Genomic DNA, 17083 nt, shown 5'->3' on the forward strand with positions numbered 1-17083 from the left:
TCCGGTGGCCCGAGGGCGTGCTAGGCTTCGCGCGTCATGCGAGCTCGGGCACTCCTTTCCAGCGTCGTGTTGCTCTCTCTGCCGTTCGTCGCCTGCGGGCGCTCCGAGATGGAAGACGATCTCGAGTTGCCGGGGATCGGCGGCGCGGGCTTCGGCGGCGCTCCCGTCATCGACGGCGGCGGCTCCGGTGGCACCGGCAACCTGGGCGGGGCTGGCGGTGTCGCGGGCGCCGGCGCGATGGGCGGCTTCGGCGGCGTCGCGGGCGCCGGCGCGATGGGCGGCTTCGGCGGCGCGGCGGGAGCCGGCGCGATGGGCGGCTTTGGCGGCGTGGCGGGAGCGGGCGCGATGGGCGGCTTCGGCGGCGTGGCGGGAGCCGGCGCGATGGGCGGCTTCGGCGGCACGACTGGTGGCTTCGGTGGCGTGGGCGCGACCGGCGGCGTTCCAGTCGGCGGCTTCGGTGGCACGACCGGCGGCAGCGGCGGCATCGGCGCGTTCGGCGGCAGCGGCGGCAGCGTCACCGACGGCGGCAACTTCTTCGACGCCTTCCCGTTCCCCGACAGCGGGCCGATCTTCAATTGCGTGAGCTGCGCGGAGCAGAACTGCAAGAACCAGGTGAACGCCTGCTACAACGACCCGGCTTGCGCGTCGGGCGTGGTGTGCGCCGCGACGAGCTGCGGCGGGTTCAACCTTCAGTGCGTGCTCTCGTGCTTCCAAGGGAAGTTCCAGGCTGCCATCAAGGCGTTCCAGGTCTTCACCTGCCTGGCGCAGAACTGCGGGCAGAGCTGCATCGGCGTCGTCACCGGTGGCGGCGGGCTGCCCCCGCCGGGCGGAGGCGGCCCGGCGCCTGGAGGCGGCTCCCAGACCGAGCTGCCTCCGGTCGCCGGTGGCTTCTCCGGCTACGTCACGCCGGAGATGGCGGCGAGCACCGGCTTGCCGGCGGGTCCGGTCTACGTGCCGTCGATCGAGGTGTTCGACGCGGTGGGGCGTTAGAGCAACAAGTGCTCGGCCAGCTCGCGCATCAGATCCGCGGTGCCCTCGTGCGTCGCGGCGCTGATCAGGCGCAGCTCCTTGCCGAGCTTCTCGAACTCGGCCTTCACGTCGGGGTACGCCTCGCGCACCTCCGGCAAGTCTGCCTTGGTCATGGCCACGACCTCGGGGCGCGCGAGCATCTCGGGATTGAAGGCGCCGAGCTCCTGCCGAATCACGTGGTAGTCGGCCACGGGTGAGCGACCAGGCTCCTCCGAGAGCGAGACCAGGTGGAGCAGCACGCGCGTGCGCTCGACGTGTTTCAAGAAGCGGATCCCCAGGCCCGCGCCCTGGCTCGCGCCCGGGATCAAGCCGGGAATGTCCGCCAGCACGAAGCTCTTGCCTAGCCCACCGCGGTGATCGCCGATGCTGACCACGCCGAGGTGAGGGACCAGCGTCGTGAACGGGTAGTCCGCGATCTTGGGTCGAGCGCGGCTGACCGTGCTGATCAGCGTGCTCTTGCCGACGTTCGGGTAGCCGAGGATGCCGACGTCGGCCATCACCTTGAGCTCGAGGCGCAGGTTCTTCTGCTCGCCGGGCTCGCCGGGCTCGGCTCGGCGCGGCGCGCGCTCGACGCTCGAGGCGAAGTGCTTGTTGCCGCGGCCGCCTCTGCCGCCCTTGGCGACGATCACCCGCTCGCCAGCTCGGGTGAGCTCGCAGAGCTTTTCGCCGCGGTCCACGTCCACCACGATGGTCCCGAGCGGCACCCTGAGCTCGACGTCGCCTCCGGCTTTTCCGAACATGTCCTTGCCGAGCCCGTTCTCCCCGGCGTCGGCCCGCAGCACCCGGAGGTGGGCCAGATCGTAGAGGGTGCCGAGCCCGGGATCGACGACCAGCACCACGTCCCCGCCGCGTCCGCCGTCGCCCCCGGCTGGACCGCCGAACGGCAGGAACTTCTCGCGGCGAAAGGCCACGGCACCGCGTCCGCCGTCACCGGCCTCCACGCGCAGCGTGCACTCGTCGACGAATCGCATTCGGCGGGCAGAGCTATCACAGCCGAGCGCGTGTATCGCGCATTTCGCGCCGGCTACTTGCGACCGGTGGGGGGCTTGAGCGGGAGCGCAGCCGCCTGCTGGGCACGAGCAGCCGGCTGGCGCTGGCCGGTGAGCACCGCGTCGATGGCCTCCACCGCCGCGAGCACGGCCTCGAGGCCCACCTCCCGCGCCTGCGCCTCGTAGAACAAGCGCGGCACCCGCTCGAGGCGCAAGGTCGTGGCCTTGCTCAGGTCCACCTCGCGCTCGACGAACGCCTCGAAGGAGTTGAAACCCTTGGCCTCGTACAGCCGGCCGTCGCGGATCATGCCCAGCACCTGGCCGAGCTCGTAGAACTTCTCGTTTGGGTGCTTCCGCAGGGCGCGGATCCGGACCATCGCGTTGTGCAGCTCGGCGACCTTGGCCTTGATGAGCTCCGCCTTCTCCGGGACGCGCAGCGTGGCCCGGGCGCTACCGGGTGGGGGAGGCGAGGCGTTGCGGGCACGGGCCTCTGCGGCGTGCTTGGCCGCGTGCCGGGCCGCCCAGGGGGCCGCACCGCGCAGGCCGCTGCGCTTGGGGTCGTTGTCAGCCGCGGCCGCTGCGCCCTTCGCAGCCCCCTTCTTCGACGCGCTCTTCTCGGGCTTGGCGCTCGAGCTGCCCGCCGATTTCGCCTTGGTTTTCTCTTTCTTCCCCATCGAACGAATCCCCCCGGCCGGCTCAGGTCAGGGCGCTTTGGGGGCTCACAAGAAGCCGGGACCCCCGGGTCTCAGAGAGCGTAGTCCATGGCGCGGCCCGACGCCAAATTCCCTCTGTAGTTTCGGGGCCTCCGTGTCGCCCCGGCTTCTGGCGGGGGCCCGTGGTACAGGGGCGCGCGTGACGGACGAGAGAGCGTCGGCGCCGAGCGTACCCCCAGCCCGGGAGCGCATCGCGGTGGTCGTCAACGGCAACGCCAAGAGCGTCACCGCGGACGTGATCTCCACGCTGGACCAGATCCTCCTCGGCGGCGACCTGTTCGTGTCCCGGAGGCTCGAGGATGCCTCGGAAATCGCGCGCACGCTCGTGAATCGCGGCTACGGCACCGTGCTCACCGGCGGCGGCGACGGAACCTTCACGGTGATGGTCACCGAAGTGGTTCGTGAAGCGAGGGCCCAGGACAAACCGGTGCCCCGCTTCGGCTTGCTGAAGCTCGGAACGGGCAACGCGCTGGCCTGGGTCGCCGGCGCGAGTCGCGCCAAGGGACGCGGGCTGTCGGCGGACATCCAGCGCCTGCGCGAAGACGCCGGCAGCCGGCCGCTGCGCCTGGTGGAAGTCGAGGGATTCCTCGCGCCGTTCGCCGGGTTCGGCGTGGATGCGGTGGTGCTGAAGGACTACGCGGACGTCAAGGCGATGCTCTCCCGGACGCCGCTCAAGCGTTTCGCCGCGGGAGCACTCGGCTACACGCTGGCCTCGGTGACGCGCTCGCTGCCGACCTTCGTGGTGCGCCCGGTGCCCCACTGCCGCGTGCGCAACGAAGGAGCGGAGGCCTACCGCATCGGAGAGAAAGGCGGCCTGGTCGGGCAGCCCATCCCCAAAGGCGAGACCATCTACGAGGGACCGGCGCGCATCGTCGGCCTCGCGACCATCCCGTACTACGGCTTCGGCTTCCGCATGTTCCCCTTCGCCGACGAGCGCCCCGATCGCATGCAGCTCCGCGTGTCCACCGTCAGCTCGCTGGGATTCGTGCGGAATTTCCCAGCGATTTGGCGCGGTGAGTACCACGACCCGAACATCGTCTTCGACTACCTGGTGGACGCCGTCAGCATCGAGATGGACCCGCCCACGGTGTTCCAGATCGGCGGAGATCCTCAGGGAGAGCGCGCCCGCGTGGCGGCTCGGGTATCTCGTGAGCCAATCCGCCTGGTCGATTTCTACGCGCCGCCGAGCGCCAGCTAGGCAGAGACCGGTCAGCGCGATTTCGCTGTGAACCTCGCGCGGTTCCGCGGCATCATTGCCGAGGTGCTCGAAGCGTCGAAATTGCGCGTCACGCTGCTCGGCCTGTCGACGGTCCTGTTCGTGGCTCCCGGCGTGGTCGCCGACGTGCCGCCGGAGGACGCGCGCTTGTCGTGTCGGCGTGAGGCCGCCCCAGGACGAGTCTTGTGCGAGCTCGAGGTCGAGGTCACCCGCGGCCGGTTGGCCTGGGCGGATGCGCTGGTCGAGCGCACCCCGGAGTTTGCCCGTCCGCTGCGCACGCGCGTCGGACCAGGCAGCGCGGCCGGAGGTACGGCACGCAGGCTGCGACTGCCGCTGGTGCTGGCGGCCACGGCGACGGGTAGCGGGGAGCTCGGCGTGCGCGCGCGCTACGTCGCCTGCGCCCCGACCGGGGAGGGGCGAGAGCTTTGCTCTCCGAGCTCGCGCGTCGTCAGCGCGCGGGTCGAGGTGGGCAGCACGGACTCGCCGAAGCGTTGATGGCACGCAGACTGATGCGCATGGCGGAGCTCGAGCGCCTGTCGGGCGTGCCTCGGGAGACCATCCACTACTACCTGCGAGAGGGCCTCCTGCCGGCGCCGACCCGGCAAGGCAAGACGCAGGCACTGTACGACGACTCCCACCTCGAACGGCTGCGGTTGGTGCGGCAGCTGCGCGAAGAAAAGTACTTGCCAGTCGCGGTGATCCGCAGCGTTCTTCGAGCAGGGCTCGAACGCCCCCCGAGCCGCGACCTGGATACCCTGGCGGACGTGCTGCGGATCGATCCCCACCTGGGTGGCGAGCCGGCTCCGGCTCCGGTCGTCGACCAGGAGGTCGCGCGGGTGGCCCAGGACCTGGGGCTGCTGATGGCCGGAGAGAGCAGCGCCGATCCGACCGTTGCGCGGGTGCTCGGCACGGTGGCCGAGGTCGTCGCCCTGGAAGGTCTGACGCGAGAGCTGACGCTCGAAGACCTGCGGGTCAGCGCGACCGCCGTCGGGGCGTTGGTCGAGGCGGAGGCAGCGGTGTTCTTCGACGCGGTGATTCGGCGCGGAGAGATGAGCGAAGCCGTCGTGGCGCTGCGTGCGGGGCGCGCGCCGGTCGCCCGCTTCATCGCGGCCTACCGAGACTTGATGCTGCGGCGCATCGTGGACGCGCTGATCTCGGCGGTGCAGAGCGCGTCGGCTCGGGTCGAGCAGGCGAGCCCCCTCCCGCTCGGTTCCGAGCTCGCGGCGCGGCTCGGCGCCGACGAGCACCGAGCGAAGCTCGCCGCCGGCGCGCTGCAGGGCGATTTCGCCCAAGCCAACGACCTGGCGTGGCACCTGTTCGCCGTGGGCCCGGCGCGCGACCTCGGACGGCTGCCGGCGGAGTCGCTCAGGCCGCGCGCGGAGCTGCTCGCAGCGTGGAGCAACCAGGCGGAGCCGGACCAGATCGACCGAATCCTGTCGCGCGCGGGTAGCTTCCCCCTCGGGGAGGTGCTGGCGGCCGAGCGCGCCCTGTCGAACGCCCTCGCGCACGGGCAGGCCGGGGCGAGCGTGCTCGAGGGGGTGGTCCCGGCGCTCGGGAGGCTGTTCCGGGCCGACCCCGGCAACGACGCCGATCCGCTGGCGTCGGCGCTGGCGTTCCTGCGTCGCGGCCTGGTCGGGCTCGCCTTGCCCCGGGCCTTGGGCCGTGGATCGAGCGCGGTGAGCGACCTCGAGTCGGCGATCGGTGTGGTTCTGAGCGCGCCGGGGCGGCTGCATCCTGCGGCGCACGCTCGCATCGAGGGCAACGCGCGCCTCGCGCTCGGGCGTCATCTGCTCGGCGTGGGGCGCTTGGCCGAGGGCCGAGCGCAGCTCGCGCGGGCGGTCGCGCTCGATCCGACGGGGCCGATTGGCCAGAGCGCGGAGAGCACCCTCGCCGAGGCCCCGCCCGAGATCTTGGCCGCGCGCGAGCGCGCGAGGTAATCGGCGGAAATGCGGCTTCCGGGTCGTCTCTCGGCGACCACCCTCGGCGACCTCCTCGGGCTCGTCCACCGCGACCGGGCTTCGGGCGTGCTCGAGCTGATAGAGCTCGACGGTGCGACGCGCGGCCGCGCGCACCGCGTCCACTTCTCTCGAGGTTTGGTGTCGCGCGTCGAGACGTCGCTCTCCGTGGCTCGGGTGGGCGAGATCCTGAAGCAACAGGGCTTCGTCGGCGACGAAGCGCTCCGGCGCCTGACCCGGGAGCTGACGCGAGCGCCGGGACGGCGAGCCGGCGAGATCCTGCTGGAAGACCCTCAGCTCAGCGAGAACGCCTTGAACGCAGCGCTGCGGCGGCAGCTCCGGCAACGACTCGACGCGTTGTTTCGGCTGGCCGACGCCGAGATTCGCTTCCGTGTGGCGCGGCCGGAGAACGAGCGCAACATCCCGCTGTCGCCCCGAGAGTTCCTCCACGGCCGGCCGCGCCGGCGTGACGCCGGAGCTCGGGCGAACGGCGCCCGTCCCAACGCCGGCCGAGAACGGGCCCGCGCCGAGGCGCTGGCAGTGCTCGGCCTGGGAGGAGCCGCGACCCGTGACGCGGTCCAACGCGCGTTCCGCACGCTGGCCTCGGCGGTGCATCCGGATCGCCACCCCGAAGCCAGCGCGGAGGAGCGCGCGGTGCTGCTCAAGCGCTTCGCCGAGCTCAGCGCCGCGTATCACCTGCTGGTGGCGTGAACGTTTCGCCAGCGGTGCAGGAGCCCGGGCAACGCGCGGATCTCCTCGAGCAGAGCGTCGGGCCTCGCGCGCTCGAGCAGCGCTCTGGGTGCGATGTTGCCGGCCACGCCGACGCTGCGTGCTCCGGCGCGGCGTGCGCACTCGATGTCCTGCGGGCCGTCACCCACCAAAACCATGTCTCCCGGCGCAAAGCCGAGCCGCTCCCCCAGCGCGAGCAGCGGCTCCGGGTCGGGCTTCTTCTGCGCTTGATCGCCGCCGGCCGAGAGCGCCGCGAAGTAGCCGCGGAGGCCCAGCGCGTCGAGAACGCGGAGCGTGGTCTGGCGCGGCTTGTTGGTGCAGAGCGCCAGGGGCAACCCCGCCGCCAGCGTGTCGAGCACGGCAATGGCGCCCGGCACGAGCGTGGTGTGAACCACCGCGTGCGCGGCGTAATAGTCGAGGAAGGCCTGCAAGAAGGGCTCGAGCCGAGCGTCGTCCTCGCGCAAACCCGCGGCCCGGGCCATCAGCGTGCGCGCGCCGTCTCCGATGAAGCTCGTCACCAGCTCGTCCGGCAGCCCGGGCCGGCCGTGCTCCAGGAGCGCGTGGTTCGTGGCGCAGACGATGTCCGCGCGCGAGTCCACCAGCGTGCCGTCCAGGTCGAAGACAATCAGCATGCGTTCGAAGTCTTGCCGGAGAAGATCACGCCGGAGGGCGGCGATCAGAGGTCCTCTGGACGCCGGCAGTGGTGTCGGCATCTACCGCGAGAGCTCAGCTCCCAGCGTGACGCCAGACGGCGCGGCCCACGAAGAACGGACCCATCTTCTCCATGAACTCCGCGGTCTGCCGCGTGCGTCGCATGGCCTGGACCACGTGCGAGAGCGGGAACAGCTCCTTGCCCACGAGACCGATCACGAACTCGTTGTCGTTCTCGTCCAGCCCATGGCAGGCGAGGCGCACGTCGTGGGCCAGATCGGCTTCGCCGTAGGCCCTACCGATGCCGCCGTGCTCGCGCATGATGCCGCCACGCTCCTTCGGGTCGAGCCGCTCGAAGGCGCCCTTGCGGCGGAGCGGGTACCAGACGGCCCAGGGCCAAGCCTGGTTGAGCACGGTCTGCTTCGGGCGCTCGATCAACCAGAAGGCCAGGTCCTGCTCGAAGCCGGTCGAGTAGCTCCGACCGAGCATGGTGAGCTCGGGACGCATCCTGAGCCCCACGAGGCCCTCGTCCGAGCACGCGGGTCGAACCTTGGTCACGAAGTCAGAAGGATTCTCCGAGAAACCGAGCACCGCGATGCCGTAGGGATGGTTCACGTCTTCGTAGATGACCGAGGGCATGCCGGCGGCCTCTAGCCGCGCTCCGAGCCGCGCAATCGCCGTCTCGGGCCCGAGAGTCGGACCGCACTCGAAGCACAGGAGCTGCATGAAGACGCGGCGGTCGAGCAGCTGCGGCTCACCGTCGCGTGGCGCGCCGCGTTCGCGCAGGTCGATGGGGGGTGACTCCGGGGCTCCGTGGCTCATGCGCACGGTCGTAGCTCAAAAGGCTCGTTCCGGGCAGTCCCGAAGCTCGCCGATTTCGGCGTCCGCGCGAGACACCCGACAAATCCGTGTCTAGACTCGGGCGCCCTCCCGACCGGTGTGCCGCCATGCGACCTGGTGACGAGACTCTTGCTCACCCACTGCCTGCAGGAATGCGCGACCTGCTCCCGGACGAGAGCCGGGCGCTGTCCTGGTTGGGGCGAGACCTGCTCGAGACGTTCGAGCTCCACGGTTACCAGCGCGTGACGGTGCCGGTGTTCGAGTACGCCGCGGTGCTCGAGCGCGGGCTTGGCGCCCTCGATCCGCGCGAGGTCTTGCGCTTCGTGGAGCCGGAGTCCGGGGAGGTCGTGGCCCTGCGCCCCGACATGACTCCGCAGATCGCCCGGCTCACCGCCACCCGCCTCGGCGCGCTGCCGGGCCCGGCTCGACTCTCCTACGAGGGCTCGGTGGTGCGCCTGCGGCGGGAGCGCGCGCGCAAGCACCGGCAGATCCCCCAGGCTGGTATCGAGCTCATCGGCAGCGCCGCGCCACAGGGGGACTTCGAGGTGCTCGAGGTCGCCTGCGCCGCCCTGGGCCGGGCCGGGCTGCGGCGCTACGTGCTCGATCTCGGTCACGCGCGCGTCGCCGGGGCGTTGCTCGAGCCGGTGCCTGAGCGGGACCGGCCAGCCCTGGTGGAGGCGCTCGGACAGAAGGACCCGCTCGAGCTCGAGCGGCGCGCGCGGGCTCTCGGGCTCGACGCAGGTCTGGTGCGAGCGCTCGCCGGCCTCTCCGAGCTGCACGGCGGCGCGGAGGTCTGGCCGCGGGCCGAGCGCCTGCTGGCCGGAACGGCCGCCAGCGCCGGCCTCGCGGAGCTCGAGCGCGCCTGGCGGTTCGCTTCGGAGCGGGGCCTGGCCCCCGAGATCAGCGTCGATCTCGGCGAGGTGCGTGACCTGGGTTACTACACCGGCGTGACCTTCCAAATGCTCGCGGAGGGGCCCGGAGCGGCCATCGGAGCCGGCGGGCGCTACGACCGCTTGCTCGAGCAGTTCGGGGCGCCGCGTCCCGCCGCCGGCTTCGCGGTCGCCCTCGACCACCTGAGCTGGGCCCTGGGCGAGAAGCGCTCTGCCGAGCGGCTGCGGGTGCTGGTCAGCGGGCCCGCTCCGGCGGACGTGCTCGCTGCGCTGCGGGCCGCGGGCGTCGCCTGCGCCGCGGCTCCCGAAGCAGCGTGGGCGCACGCGGAGGCGTGGCATTTCAGCCACGTGCTCGAGCTCGGCGAGCCGAGCGCGCGCCTAAGCCGGATTCGAGGCGGCGCCGCGGAAGTGCTCTCGAGCGGTGATCCCAGCGCTCTGGCCGCGAGCATCGCGGCTTTGGCCATTCAGAAGGACGACAATCAATGACTGCGGTTGTGATCGTGGGTGCGCAGTGGGGCGACGAGGGCAAAGGTAAGATCGTCGACTACTACACCGAATCGGCCCAGGTCGTGGTGCGCTACGCCGGCGGACCGAACGCCGGCCACACGCTCGTGGTGGGCGACGACAAGCTCGTGGTGCGCCTGCTGCCGAGCGGCATCCTGCGTCCCAGCACGCGCTGCATCCTCGGCCAGGGCATGGTGATCGACGCCAAGGTGCTGCTCTCGGAGATCGACCAGCTCGTCGAGCGCGGCCATGCGGATCTCCAGAGCCGCCTTCTGCTCAGCGATCGCGCCCACATGATCTTGCCCTATCACCTGGTCGTCGATGGTCTCCGAGAGGCGGCGCTGGGGCAGGAGCGCGCGCTCGGCACCACCAAGAAGGGTATCGGTCCGGCCTACGAGGACAAGGCCCGGCGCACCGGGATCCGCACCGGGGATCTCCGCGATCTCGGCCGCCTCACCGCGCTGGTCGAGGCCGCGCTCGACGCCTGGCGCCCGACGCTGAGCGCGCTCGGCGGCCAGTGCCCGAGCGCGAGCGCCGTCGTCGAGGAGCTGGCGCCCTTCGCGGCGCGGCTGGTTCCCTTGCTCGGCAACGCCTCGCGGGAGGTGGACGCGGCGCTCTCTGCCGGCAAGGACGTGATGTTCGAGGGAGCGCAGGGCACGCTCCTCGACGTGGACCACGGCACCTATCCTTTCGTCACCTCGAGCTCCGCGGTGGCCGGCGGCGCCACCACGGGCGCGGGCATCGGGCCGAGCCGCATCGACTGCGTCGTCGGCATCACCAAGGCGTACACCACGCGAGTCGGGGCGGGGCCGTTCCCGACCGAGCTCGACGACGCCGCCGGCAAGCACCTCAGGGACGTGGGCGTCGAGTTCGGCTCCGTCACCGGGCGGCCGCGCCGCACGGGCTGGCTCGACCTGCCCGCGCTGCGCTACGCGCGTCGGGTCAATGGGCTCGACGGGCTGGCGCTGACCAAGCTGGACGTCCTGACCGGGCTCGAGCGCGTGCGCGTCTGCGTCGCCTATGACACGCCCGAGGGCAGGGTGGACGACCTGCCCATCGACCTCTTGGATCCGCCCGGCCTGGTCACCCCGGTCTACGAGGACCTGGAGGGTTGGACGGAACCGCTCTCTTCCGCCCGAAGCCTCGACGACCTTCCGAAGGCTGCCCGAGCCTACGTGCGCTTCCTGGAGCAGGGCGCGGGCGCGCCGCTCTATCTCGTCAGCGTCGGTCCGCGCCGGGCGGAGACCATCGAGCTCCGACATCCTTTCGCGAAGAGCGGCTGACGCGCGCCAATTTGCGTGTACGCTTCGAGCGCCGTGTTCGAGCTCCGTATCGTCCTGGCCGTCAGCTCCGTGTCGTTTGCGGCGCTCGGGCAAGCCGCGCCGCCGGGCGAGCTGGCGGCGGATCTGTCTGCTGCGAGCGCCGCCAGCCCGCGCCCGCGCGAGTGCGCTCCCGACGCGGGGGGCACGCGCTCGCACTGGGATCGCGCGCGGCGTCCGCGAGCCCGGGCGTTCTGCGACGCGCTGGCGCGGGGCTACGCGGAGCTCTTCCGGGCGCCGGACCGAGCCATCGCGGCGGCGGCGCGCGCCAAGGAGCTCGCTCCGGGCAGCGCCGCGCCGTTCGTGCTCGAGGGCCGTGCCTTGGTGGGCAGCGGGCGAGAGCAGGAGGCATGGCCGGCCTTCCTGCGCGCGCGCTCGCTCGATAGCCGGAGCTTCGCGGAGCCGGCGGCGCTCCACGACCTCGCGCTCGCTGCGCTGGCCAACCAGGAGCAGGCCGATGCGGTGGCGGCCTACCGCGCCCTCGTGCCTCGGGCCAGCATGCTGGCCGACCCGCGCCGGCGCCAGCGCGTGTACCTGGAGGCAGCGATGACGGTCATGCGAGGCGACGCGAGCACGCTGGACGAAGCGCTGGGGTACCTGGGCGAAGCGCGGCGCCTGCGCGGTCTACCCGGCCTGAGCGACGTGGTGCTCGGCGCCACGGCCCTGACGCTGGACCGGCAGGGCCGCCACGACGAAGCGCGAGGCGTGGCGGCAGAAGCCCGTGGGCCGCTGGGTGTGGTGCGGTTGGCCGGCTCGCCGGATCGCGAGCGCGTGGTCTGGCTCCCGGCATCGGAGCTGTCCGCCATTGCCGCCATGCTCTCCGAGCGCGGCCACCCCGAGGTGGCCAAGAAGCACTGGCGCGCCTTCTTGGACAGCCCCGACGCCGCCCGCTCCCCTTGGCTCGCACACGCGAAGAAGAAGCTGGAGTCGGTCGGCGCGGGTCCGCGCCGCGGCGGGAAGCCCGCGAGATGAGGGCCGCCTGTGCGCTCGCCGTGCTCGTCGCCTCAGCCGGTACGGCGCGAGCGGAGCCGTCGATCTGGGACGCGGCCCGCGAGCCCAAGGCGGCCCGCGACTACCAGACGCTGGTGGCGGTCGAGCGTATGGTGGCTCGCGACGACAGCGCCTGGTTCGATCCCACGCTGCCGCAGCGATTCATGCGCGCGGCGCTGGCGATGGTGGAGCTGGCGGGTGGCACCGAGGGCCACGATGCTCGCCTCCTGTTCATCGCTGGAGACCTGCTCTCGGATCCGCTGGTCGGCCGCGACGAGGACGCGCGCAAGCTGCTCGACCGGGCGCTTGCGCTCGAACCGGCGTCGCCCTTGGCTGGCCGCGCGTGGTTCAACGTCGCGATTGCTTCGGCTCGGCTGGGCGATCCGAAGCGAGAGCGCGAGGCGTACAGTCGCGCCCTCGAGCGGGTGTGGGAGCCGGGTTTTCGCGCGAACATTCTCGCCAACCGCGGCGAGTCGAGCATGGTGCTCGGGGAGCTGGAGGCCGCCATCCTGGACTACCGCCGGGCGATCGCGGTCGCAGACCGGCCGGACCTGTCGGCGCTGGCGTATTACGGGCTCGGCGTCGCGCTCGAGCGCAACGGCGACCTGCCGCGCGCGCTCGACGCCATGGTGGTCGCCAGCGCCATCCAGATCCCCGGCGTCGGCTCGGCCCTCGATCTGCCCAGCGTGTTCTTCGTGCCGGCCTACGACGTCCACTACTACCGTGCCCTGGCGTCCATGGCGGAGGCCCGCGCGGCGCAGAAGCCGGAGCTCGTCGCCGTGTCCTTGCTGGACGCCGGGGAGCACTGGCAGAAGTACCTGGAGCACGCCATCCCCGAGGGTCACCGCTGGGTCGGGCACGCCAAGCGCCACCAAGCGACGCTGCTCGGTCGGCTCGCGAAGCTCACGCCCGAGATCAGGCGGCGCGCGGCAGCGACTCGTCGGGGGCGTTGAGCGCGCGGCTCAAGCCCTCGACGTCCTCGACGCGCTCGAGCACCGGGCACAGCCCCGGCATGGCCTCGTCGTCCCTGAACGCACCGCTTGCGGCGAGCGCGCGGGCGTGGGGACCGTCGAGCACCAGGAACACGTCCCGGAGGCCGCCGCCGGCAGGCGCGTCGATGACGTCCACGATCTTCTTGCGATCGAGGTGCAGCTCCTCTTTCCCGCGCTGGATCAACACCCGGCGATTGGTCACCAGGTAGCGGGTGGTCCCGGCGAGCCGCCCGGGCCGAATCACGGCCCAATAGAACAGCACGCAGGAGGTCGCCAGCACGGTCAGCGTGGCCAGCCCGAGGCCGGTCACCAGGGCCTCGAAGGTCAGCGCCTGCTCGGACATGTCGGCGGCGACGAGCTTCTGCAGCGTCGGCACGCCGGTGACGACCATGCGCACGGCCACAGCCAGCAAGATCGCCGAGAGCGCCACGTTGGTCCAGCCGCGCTGCCGCGGCAGGTACGAGCGCCAGGTCGGACGCGGATTCGCCGCCCACAGCACGCGCTCGCCGAGCTGGAGTCGTTGAGCCAGGAGCCGGTCATCTCGACCCGGCAGCACCACGTCCTCGTGGCCCGCGATGATGGCGGCGACGCGGTCGGGCGCCTTCAGGCCGTACAGGCGCAGCATCAGGCGCCGGCGCAGCGCACCGGTGGGAACGGCCCGAACGAGCTCGACGTCGCCCACACCCGGACCCGACCAATGAATGCGGGCGAAGCTGATCTCGCTGCGCTCGATGCTGCGGCGAAAGGGCCCGCGCTTGAACACGACGTGGTGCTCCGTCACCTCGTAGCTCACTCGAGCGAGCCAGACGCGCGGACCGTGCAGCAGCACGAGCCCGAGGGTCGTCGCCCAGGCGCCGAACAGGAGCGTGGGGGCAGGGGACGTGCCCAGTGCGCGGGCCACCACGAAGGCGAAGCACACGCTCACCAGCGCGGCGGCGAACATCACCAGCGCGGCGCCCCGAAGAAACATCGGAGTCTCGAGCCGCTCGGGGCGGCCCGTCCAGACGATCTGCTCTCCGTATCTCGAGTCGCGCGGCACGTGGTTCGAAGCTTGGACGGCTGGGCCTCTCGGAAAGTTTGAGGGCGCGACCAGCACTCGTCTAGCGACCAAAATCATTCCAGCGTGGCAGGAATGGGTCGTCGGGCCGGGAGGGCGTCAGGACGACGGGGCCACGAACACGATCTCGACTCGCTCGTTGCGCTGGCTCGAGCCCGCTCGCGCCGGATCCACCACAGGCTGCGCGGCGCCGGCCGAGATCACCTCCAGGCGGGTCACGCCGGCGGCCGCGAGCGCGTCGGACAGGCTCTTCTTGCGCGCCTCCTCGCCGGCAGCCCTGCCGTGGAGCACCACCAGGATCGGAAACCCCGGGTGCGCCTTGGCGACGCGCCCGAGCGCCTCGAGGGTGCGGGCTGCATCGCTCGTCAGCGCGCCCCTCGCGTCGAACAGCCCGCGCAGCGTGATCACCACGCCGCGGTCGTCACGGAACGGGTGGAGCGAGCCGCTCCGGCTCAGCTCTGCCAAGAGCGCGTCGGCGAGCCCAGCTGCGGGCGCAGCCTGGGTCGCGGGGCGTCGGGCGTCGGTCAAGTGCTTGAGGCAGGTCGAACGTGCTGCCACCGCCGCGTCGATGGGCGTGGCTTTGGGGCTCGACCCGAGCGTGCGCTCGAGCTCCGCGAGCTTGCCGAGCTCCCCGCTCGGGCCGTCGCGGTTCGGAGCCACCAGACGAGCCGCCACGCAGAGCAGCCGGGCTTGCGACACCAGGGCGCGCGCCGCCTCCAAGCGCGCCTTCTCGCGCTCGGGGCCTGCCGGCGCGTTCGGGGCCAGTGGCAAGGCGTCTTCCGCGACGCGGATCCGGAGCTCGAGGTCGTTCGCTTCGGCCGCGACGCGCTGGTGCTTCTCGTCCACGTCCGCCAGCGCGGTCTTGGCGAGAGCGAGGTCGCGGTTCGCCTGCTCGAGGTCGCGCTCGGCCCGGGCCAGGCGCGCCAACACGAAGGCACGCCCGTACGCTGCCAGGGCGTGCTCGCTCAGGATCTGCGCCGAAGCGCTGTCGCCGTCGCGATGCGCGGCCTCCGCCTGTTGCCGGAGCGCCTCCGCCCGGGCGTGGGCTTGCGGCGCGAGCTCTTTCGATTCGCGGGCCTGGGCGGTGCCGGCGGCGGCATCCAGGTCCGCCATGATGCGCGGGCGAGGCGCGGACGCACACGCGGCGAGCACTCCGCAAGCGAGCAACAGGGCCCAGCGCCTCACGGCTTGCCTCCGGCCTTCTTCGGGGTCGGAGCGGCAGGTGGCGGCGCGGCCTTCGACTTCTCCAGCTCGTCGAGCTTGGCCTGCGCGCGCCCGCGACGCGCCAGCGTCTCCTCGAGCAGCGCCCGCGCGCGCGAGAGCTTCGTCTCGACGTCGGACAGATCCTTCTGCACGTCGCGGAGCTTCTTCTCGGCTTCGGCGGCGCGCACCAGATCGGTCCCGGTCTCCGCGTGCTCGCGCCCCAGCGCTTCGAGCTCCGGGGCGTGCTTGGTATCGCCGGCAGCTCGGGCTTCCTCGGCGCGCGTGAGCGCGCGCCGCGCGGCGGTCATCGGTTCGTGGGCGAGGCGAGCGTGCGCGGGGACGGCGGAGAGGGCCGCGAGGGCCGCTTCGGCGCGCCCTCGGTCGTCGCCCGTGCGCGTCGCGAACGCCGCGCCTCCGAGGCTCAGGCAGAGCGCGAGCACGACCAGTGACGAGGCCCAACGGGGCGAGCTTTTCACGGGTGAAACAAGCCACGAGCCTCTCGCCGGGTCAAGTCTCGCGCGCGCCCTCGTCGCGTGCTCGCGATCGGGCTATAGGCCCCCGCCCGGAGACGATGACGATGCGAAAGAGCTGGGACGAGTATTTCATGGCCATCGCACGCGAGGTGGCGACTCGCTCCACCTGCGACCGAAAGCACGTCGGGGCGGTCATCGTGCGCGAGAAGATGATCCTGGCGACGGGATACAACGGCTCGATCCGAGGGTTGCCCCACTGCGACGACGAAGGTCACCTGATGGAGGACAACCACTGCGTGCGCACCGTGCACGCCGAGGCCAACGCCATCGTCCAGGCGGCCCGCAACGGCGTGCGGGTCGACGAGGCGGGGATCTACGTGACGGCTTCGCCCTGCTTCGGCTGCTTCAAGCTGGTGGCCAACTCGGGGATCCGCCGCATCGTGTTCGGTGAGTTCTACCGCGACCATCGCATCTTCGAGTTCAGCAAGCTCCTGGGCATCGACCTGGTCCATCACGAGGGCGGGCACTCGGGATGAAGGCGCTGTCCGTCGCGGTGATCGCCGGAGGACCGTCGGCCGAAGCGAACGTGAGCCGCACCTCGGCCGGGGCGGTGTGCGCCGCGCTCGGCCAGGCGGGTCAACGAGCGACCGTCCTGGAGCTCGAAGCGGCGCTCCCGGCCGCGCTCCGCGAGGGGCGCTTCGACGTCGCGTTCCCGGTCACCCACGGCCCGCTCGGGGAGGACGGCTGCCTCCAGGGGCTGCTCGAGGTGCTCGGATTGCCCTACGTCGGCTCGGGGGTGCTGGCGAGCGCGCTCGCGGCATCCAAGCCTCACGCCAAGGCGTTGTTCCGGCAGAGCGCGCTGCCCCTGGCAGAGGAGCTCTCCGTGTCCGAGCTGGAGGGGGTGGCGCGCGCCGCCCAACGCGTGCGTGAGCGCTTCGACGGGGCAGTCGTGGTGAAGCCCGCGTCGGGCGGCTCGGCCATCGGCACGACGCGGGTCGATCCAGCTGACGAACGGCTCGAGGCGGCGCTGGAGGCGGCCTTCGCCGTGGACGCGGACGTGCTGGTCGAGCGCTTCGTCGCGGGGCTGGAGGTGACGTGCGGGGTGCTCGAGGGTCCAAGCGGCGCGCGCGTCTTGCCGCCCACGTTGATCTCGGCGAAGGCCGCCGACTGGTACGACTTCACCTCACGCTATCGAGCGGGCGGCAGCGCACACCAGTGTCCCGCGCCGCTGCCCGCGGCGGTGACGGCCCGGGTGCAGGAGGTCGCGCTCGCCGCGTTCCGGGCGTTGGGCTGCCGCGACCTCGGGCGCGCCGATTTCGTGGTCCCGGAAGGAGACGACCCGTCCGGGGTGACCTTGCTCGAGATCAACACCCTGCCCGGCATGACCAGCACCAGCTTGTTCCCGGAGGCCGCCGCCGCGGTCGGCATCGAGTTTCCCAGGTTGTGCGCGGAGCTCGCGCGCCGCGCCCACGAGCGCCCCGCGCGCAAGCATCCCGTCCCGATCGCCATGCCTTGAGTCCGACGGCGAGCGCC

General features: G+C 72.0%; 18 protein-coding genes. 11 read left to right on the forward strand and 7 right to left on the reverse strand.

Annotated elements, in window-relative coordinates; translation table 11 throughout:
* Window positions 1–36 precede the first annotated feature (36 nt).
* Window positions 37–990 carry a hypothetical protein gene (locus tag HS104_08180; GenBank protein MBE7479947.1) on the forward strand — a complete coding sequence of 318 codons (954 nt, stop codon included), beginning with the start codon at window positions 37–39 and terminating at the stop codon, window positions 988–990.
* Here HS104_08180 and obgE read toward each other — a convergent pair.
* On the reverse strand, window positions 987–2000 hold the full coding sequence (obgE, locus tag HS104_08185) for a GTPase ObgE (GenBank protein ID MBE7479948.1): 1014 nt from the start codon (window positions 1998–2000) through the stop codon (window positions 987–989). The genes HS104_08180 and obgE overlap by 4 nt on opposite strands.
* Before the next feature lie 53 nt (window positions 2001–2053).
* The gene (locus HS104_08190; GenBank protein ID MBE7479949.1) at window positions 2054–2692 is read right to left on the reverse strand and encodes a hypothetical protein; all 639 of its coding nucleotides are present in this window, start codon (window positions 2690–2692) and stop codon (window positions 2054–2056) included.
* Between the two features lie 235 nt (window positions 2693–2927).
* Between HS104_08190 and HS104_08195 the strand changes: the two genes are divergently transcribed.
* Genes HS104_08195 through HS104_08210 form a run of 4 tightly spaced genes read left to right on the forward strand, consistent with a single transcriptional unit; the run spans window position 2928 to window position 6613 of the window.
* On the forward strand, window positions 2928–3929 hold the full coding sequence (locus tag HS104_08195; protein MBE7479950.1) for a hypothetical protein: 1002 nt from the start codon (window positions 2928–2930) through the stop codon (window positions 3927–3929).
* 27 nt (window positions 3930–3956) lie between these two features.
* Complete coding sequence (locus tag HS104_08200; GenBank protein MBE7479951.1) at window positions 3957–4442, forward strand: hypothetical protein; 486 nt, start codon at window positions 3957–3959, stop codon at window positions 4440–4442.
* Window positions 4442–5884: a MerR family transcriptional regulator gene (locus HS104_08205; GenBank protein ID MBE7479952.1), complete on the forward strand. Its 1443-nt coding sequence runs from the start codon at window positions 4442–4444 to the stop codon at window positions 5882–5884. Before HS104_08200 ends, HS104_08205 begins: the two co-directional genes overlap by 1 nt.
* Before the next feature lie 9 nt (window positions 5885–5893).
* Window positions 5894–6613 (forward strand): DnaJ domain-containing protein, encoded by a 720-nt coding sequence (locus HS104_08210; protein MBE7479953.1) that lies wholly within the window; start codon window positions 5894–5896, stop codon window positions 6611–6613.
* On the opposite strand, the gene HS104_08215 is transcribed toward HS104_08210, so the two are convergent.
* A complete protein-coding gene (locus HS104_08215) occupies window positions 6595–7263 on the reverse strand; it encodes an HAD-IA family hydrolase (protein ID MBE7479954.1) in 669 nt (222 codons plus the stop codon). The two genes, HS104_08210 and HS104_08215, sit on opposite strands and share 19 nt — an antisense overlap.
* 94 nt (window positions 7264–7357) lie before the next feature.
* A complete protein-coding gene (locus HS104_08220) occupies window positions 7358–8104 on the reverse strand; it encodes a chlorite dismutase family protein (protein MBE7479955.1) in 747 nt (248 codons plus the stop codon).
* 170 nt (window positions 8105–8274) lie between these two features.
* On the opposite strand from HS104_08220, the gene hisZ reads away from it, so the two are divergent.
* From hisZ to HS104_08240, 4 genes are read left to right on the forward strand one after another with little or no spacing between them, the layout of a single operon-like run.
* Window positions 8275–9498 carry an ATP phosphoribosyltransferase regulatory subunit gene (hisZ, locus tag HS104_08225; protein MBE7479956.1) on the forward strand — a complete coding sequence of 408 codons (1224 nt, stop codon included), beginning with the start codon at window positions 8275–8277 and terminating at the stop codon, window positions 9496–9498.
* Window positions 9495–10799 carry an adenylosuccinate synthase gene (locus HS104_08230; protein ID MBE7479957.1) on the forward strand — a complete coding sequence of 435 codons (1305 nt, stop codon included), beginning with the start codon at window positions 9495–9497 and terminating at the stop codon, window positions 10797–10799. The genes hisZ and HS104_08230 overlap by 4 nt, the downstream gene beginning before the upstream one ends.
* 33 nt (window positions 10800–10832) lie before the next feature.
* Window positions 10833–11807, forward strand: a complete 975-nt coding sequence (locus HS104_08235) for a hypothetical protein (GenBank protein ID MBE7479958.1) — start codon at window positions 10833–10835, stop codon at window positions 11805–11807.
* On the forward strand, window positions 11804–12778 hold the full coding sequence (locus HS104_08240; GenBank protein ID MBE7479959.1) for a tetratricopeptide repeat protein: 975 nt from the start codon (window positions 11804–11806) through the stop codon (window positions 12776–12778). Before HS104_08235 ends, HS104_08240 begins: the two co-directional genes overlap by 4 nt.
* On the opposite strand, the gene HS104_08245 is transcribed toward HS104_08240, so the two are convergent.
* The 3 genes from HS104_08245 to HS104_08255 form a co-directional block, all read right to left on the reverse strand.
* Window positions 12741–13856, reverse strand: coding sequence for a hypothetical protein (locus HS104_08245; protein MBE7479960.1), 1116 nt, complete (start codon window positions 13854–13856; stop codon window positions 12741–12743). The genes HS104_08240 and HS104_08245 overlap by 38 nt on opposite strands.
* A gap of 117 nt (window positions 13857–13973) precedes the next feature.
* A complete protein-coding gene (locus tag HS104_08250) occupies window positions 13974–15059 on the reverse strand; it encodes a hypothetical protein (protein MBE7479961.1) in 1086 nt (361 codons plus the stop codon).
* Complete coding sequence (locus HS104_08255; GenBank protein MBE7479962.1) at window positions 15056–15553, reverse strand: hypothetical protein; 498 nt, start codon at window positions 15551–15553, stop codon at window positions 15056–15058. Before HS104_08255 ends, HS104_08250 begins: the two co-directional genes overlap by 4 nt.
* Before the next feature lie 95 nt (window positions 15554–15648).
* On the opposite strand from HS104_08255, the gene HS104_08260 reads away from it, so the two are divergent.
* Together HS104_08260 and HS104_08265 are read left to right on the forward strand one after the other, a co-directional pair.
* Window positions 15649–16086 carry a dCMP deaminase family protein gene (locus HS104_08260; protein MBE7479963.1) on the forward strand — a complete coding sequence of 146 codons (438 nt, stop codon included), beginning with the start codon at window positions 15649–15651 and terminating at the stop codon, window positions 16084–16086.
* Window positions 16083–17066 (forward strand): D-alanine--D-alanine ligase, encoded by a 984-nt coding sequence (locus HS104_08265; protein MBE7479964.1) that lies wholly within the window; start codon window positions 16083–16085, stop codon window positions 17064–17066. The genes HS104_08260 and HS104_08265 overlap by 4 nt, the downstream gene beginning before the upstream one ends.
* Window positions 17067–17083 lie beyond the last annotated feature (17 nt).

The organism is Polyangiaceae bacterium (genome assembly GCA_015075635.1).
Classification (GTDB): Bacteria; Myxococcota_A; Polyangia; order Polyangiales; family Polyangiaceae; genus JADJKB01.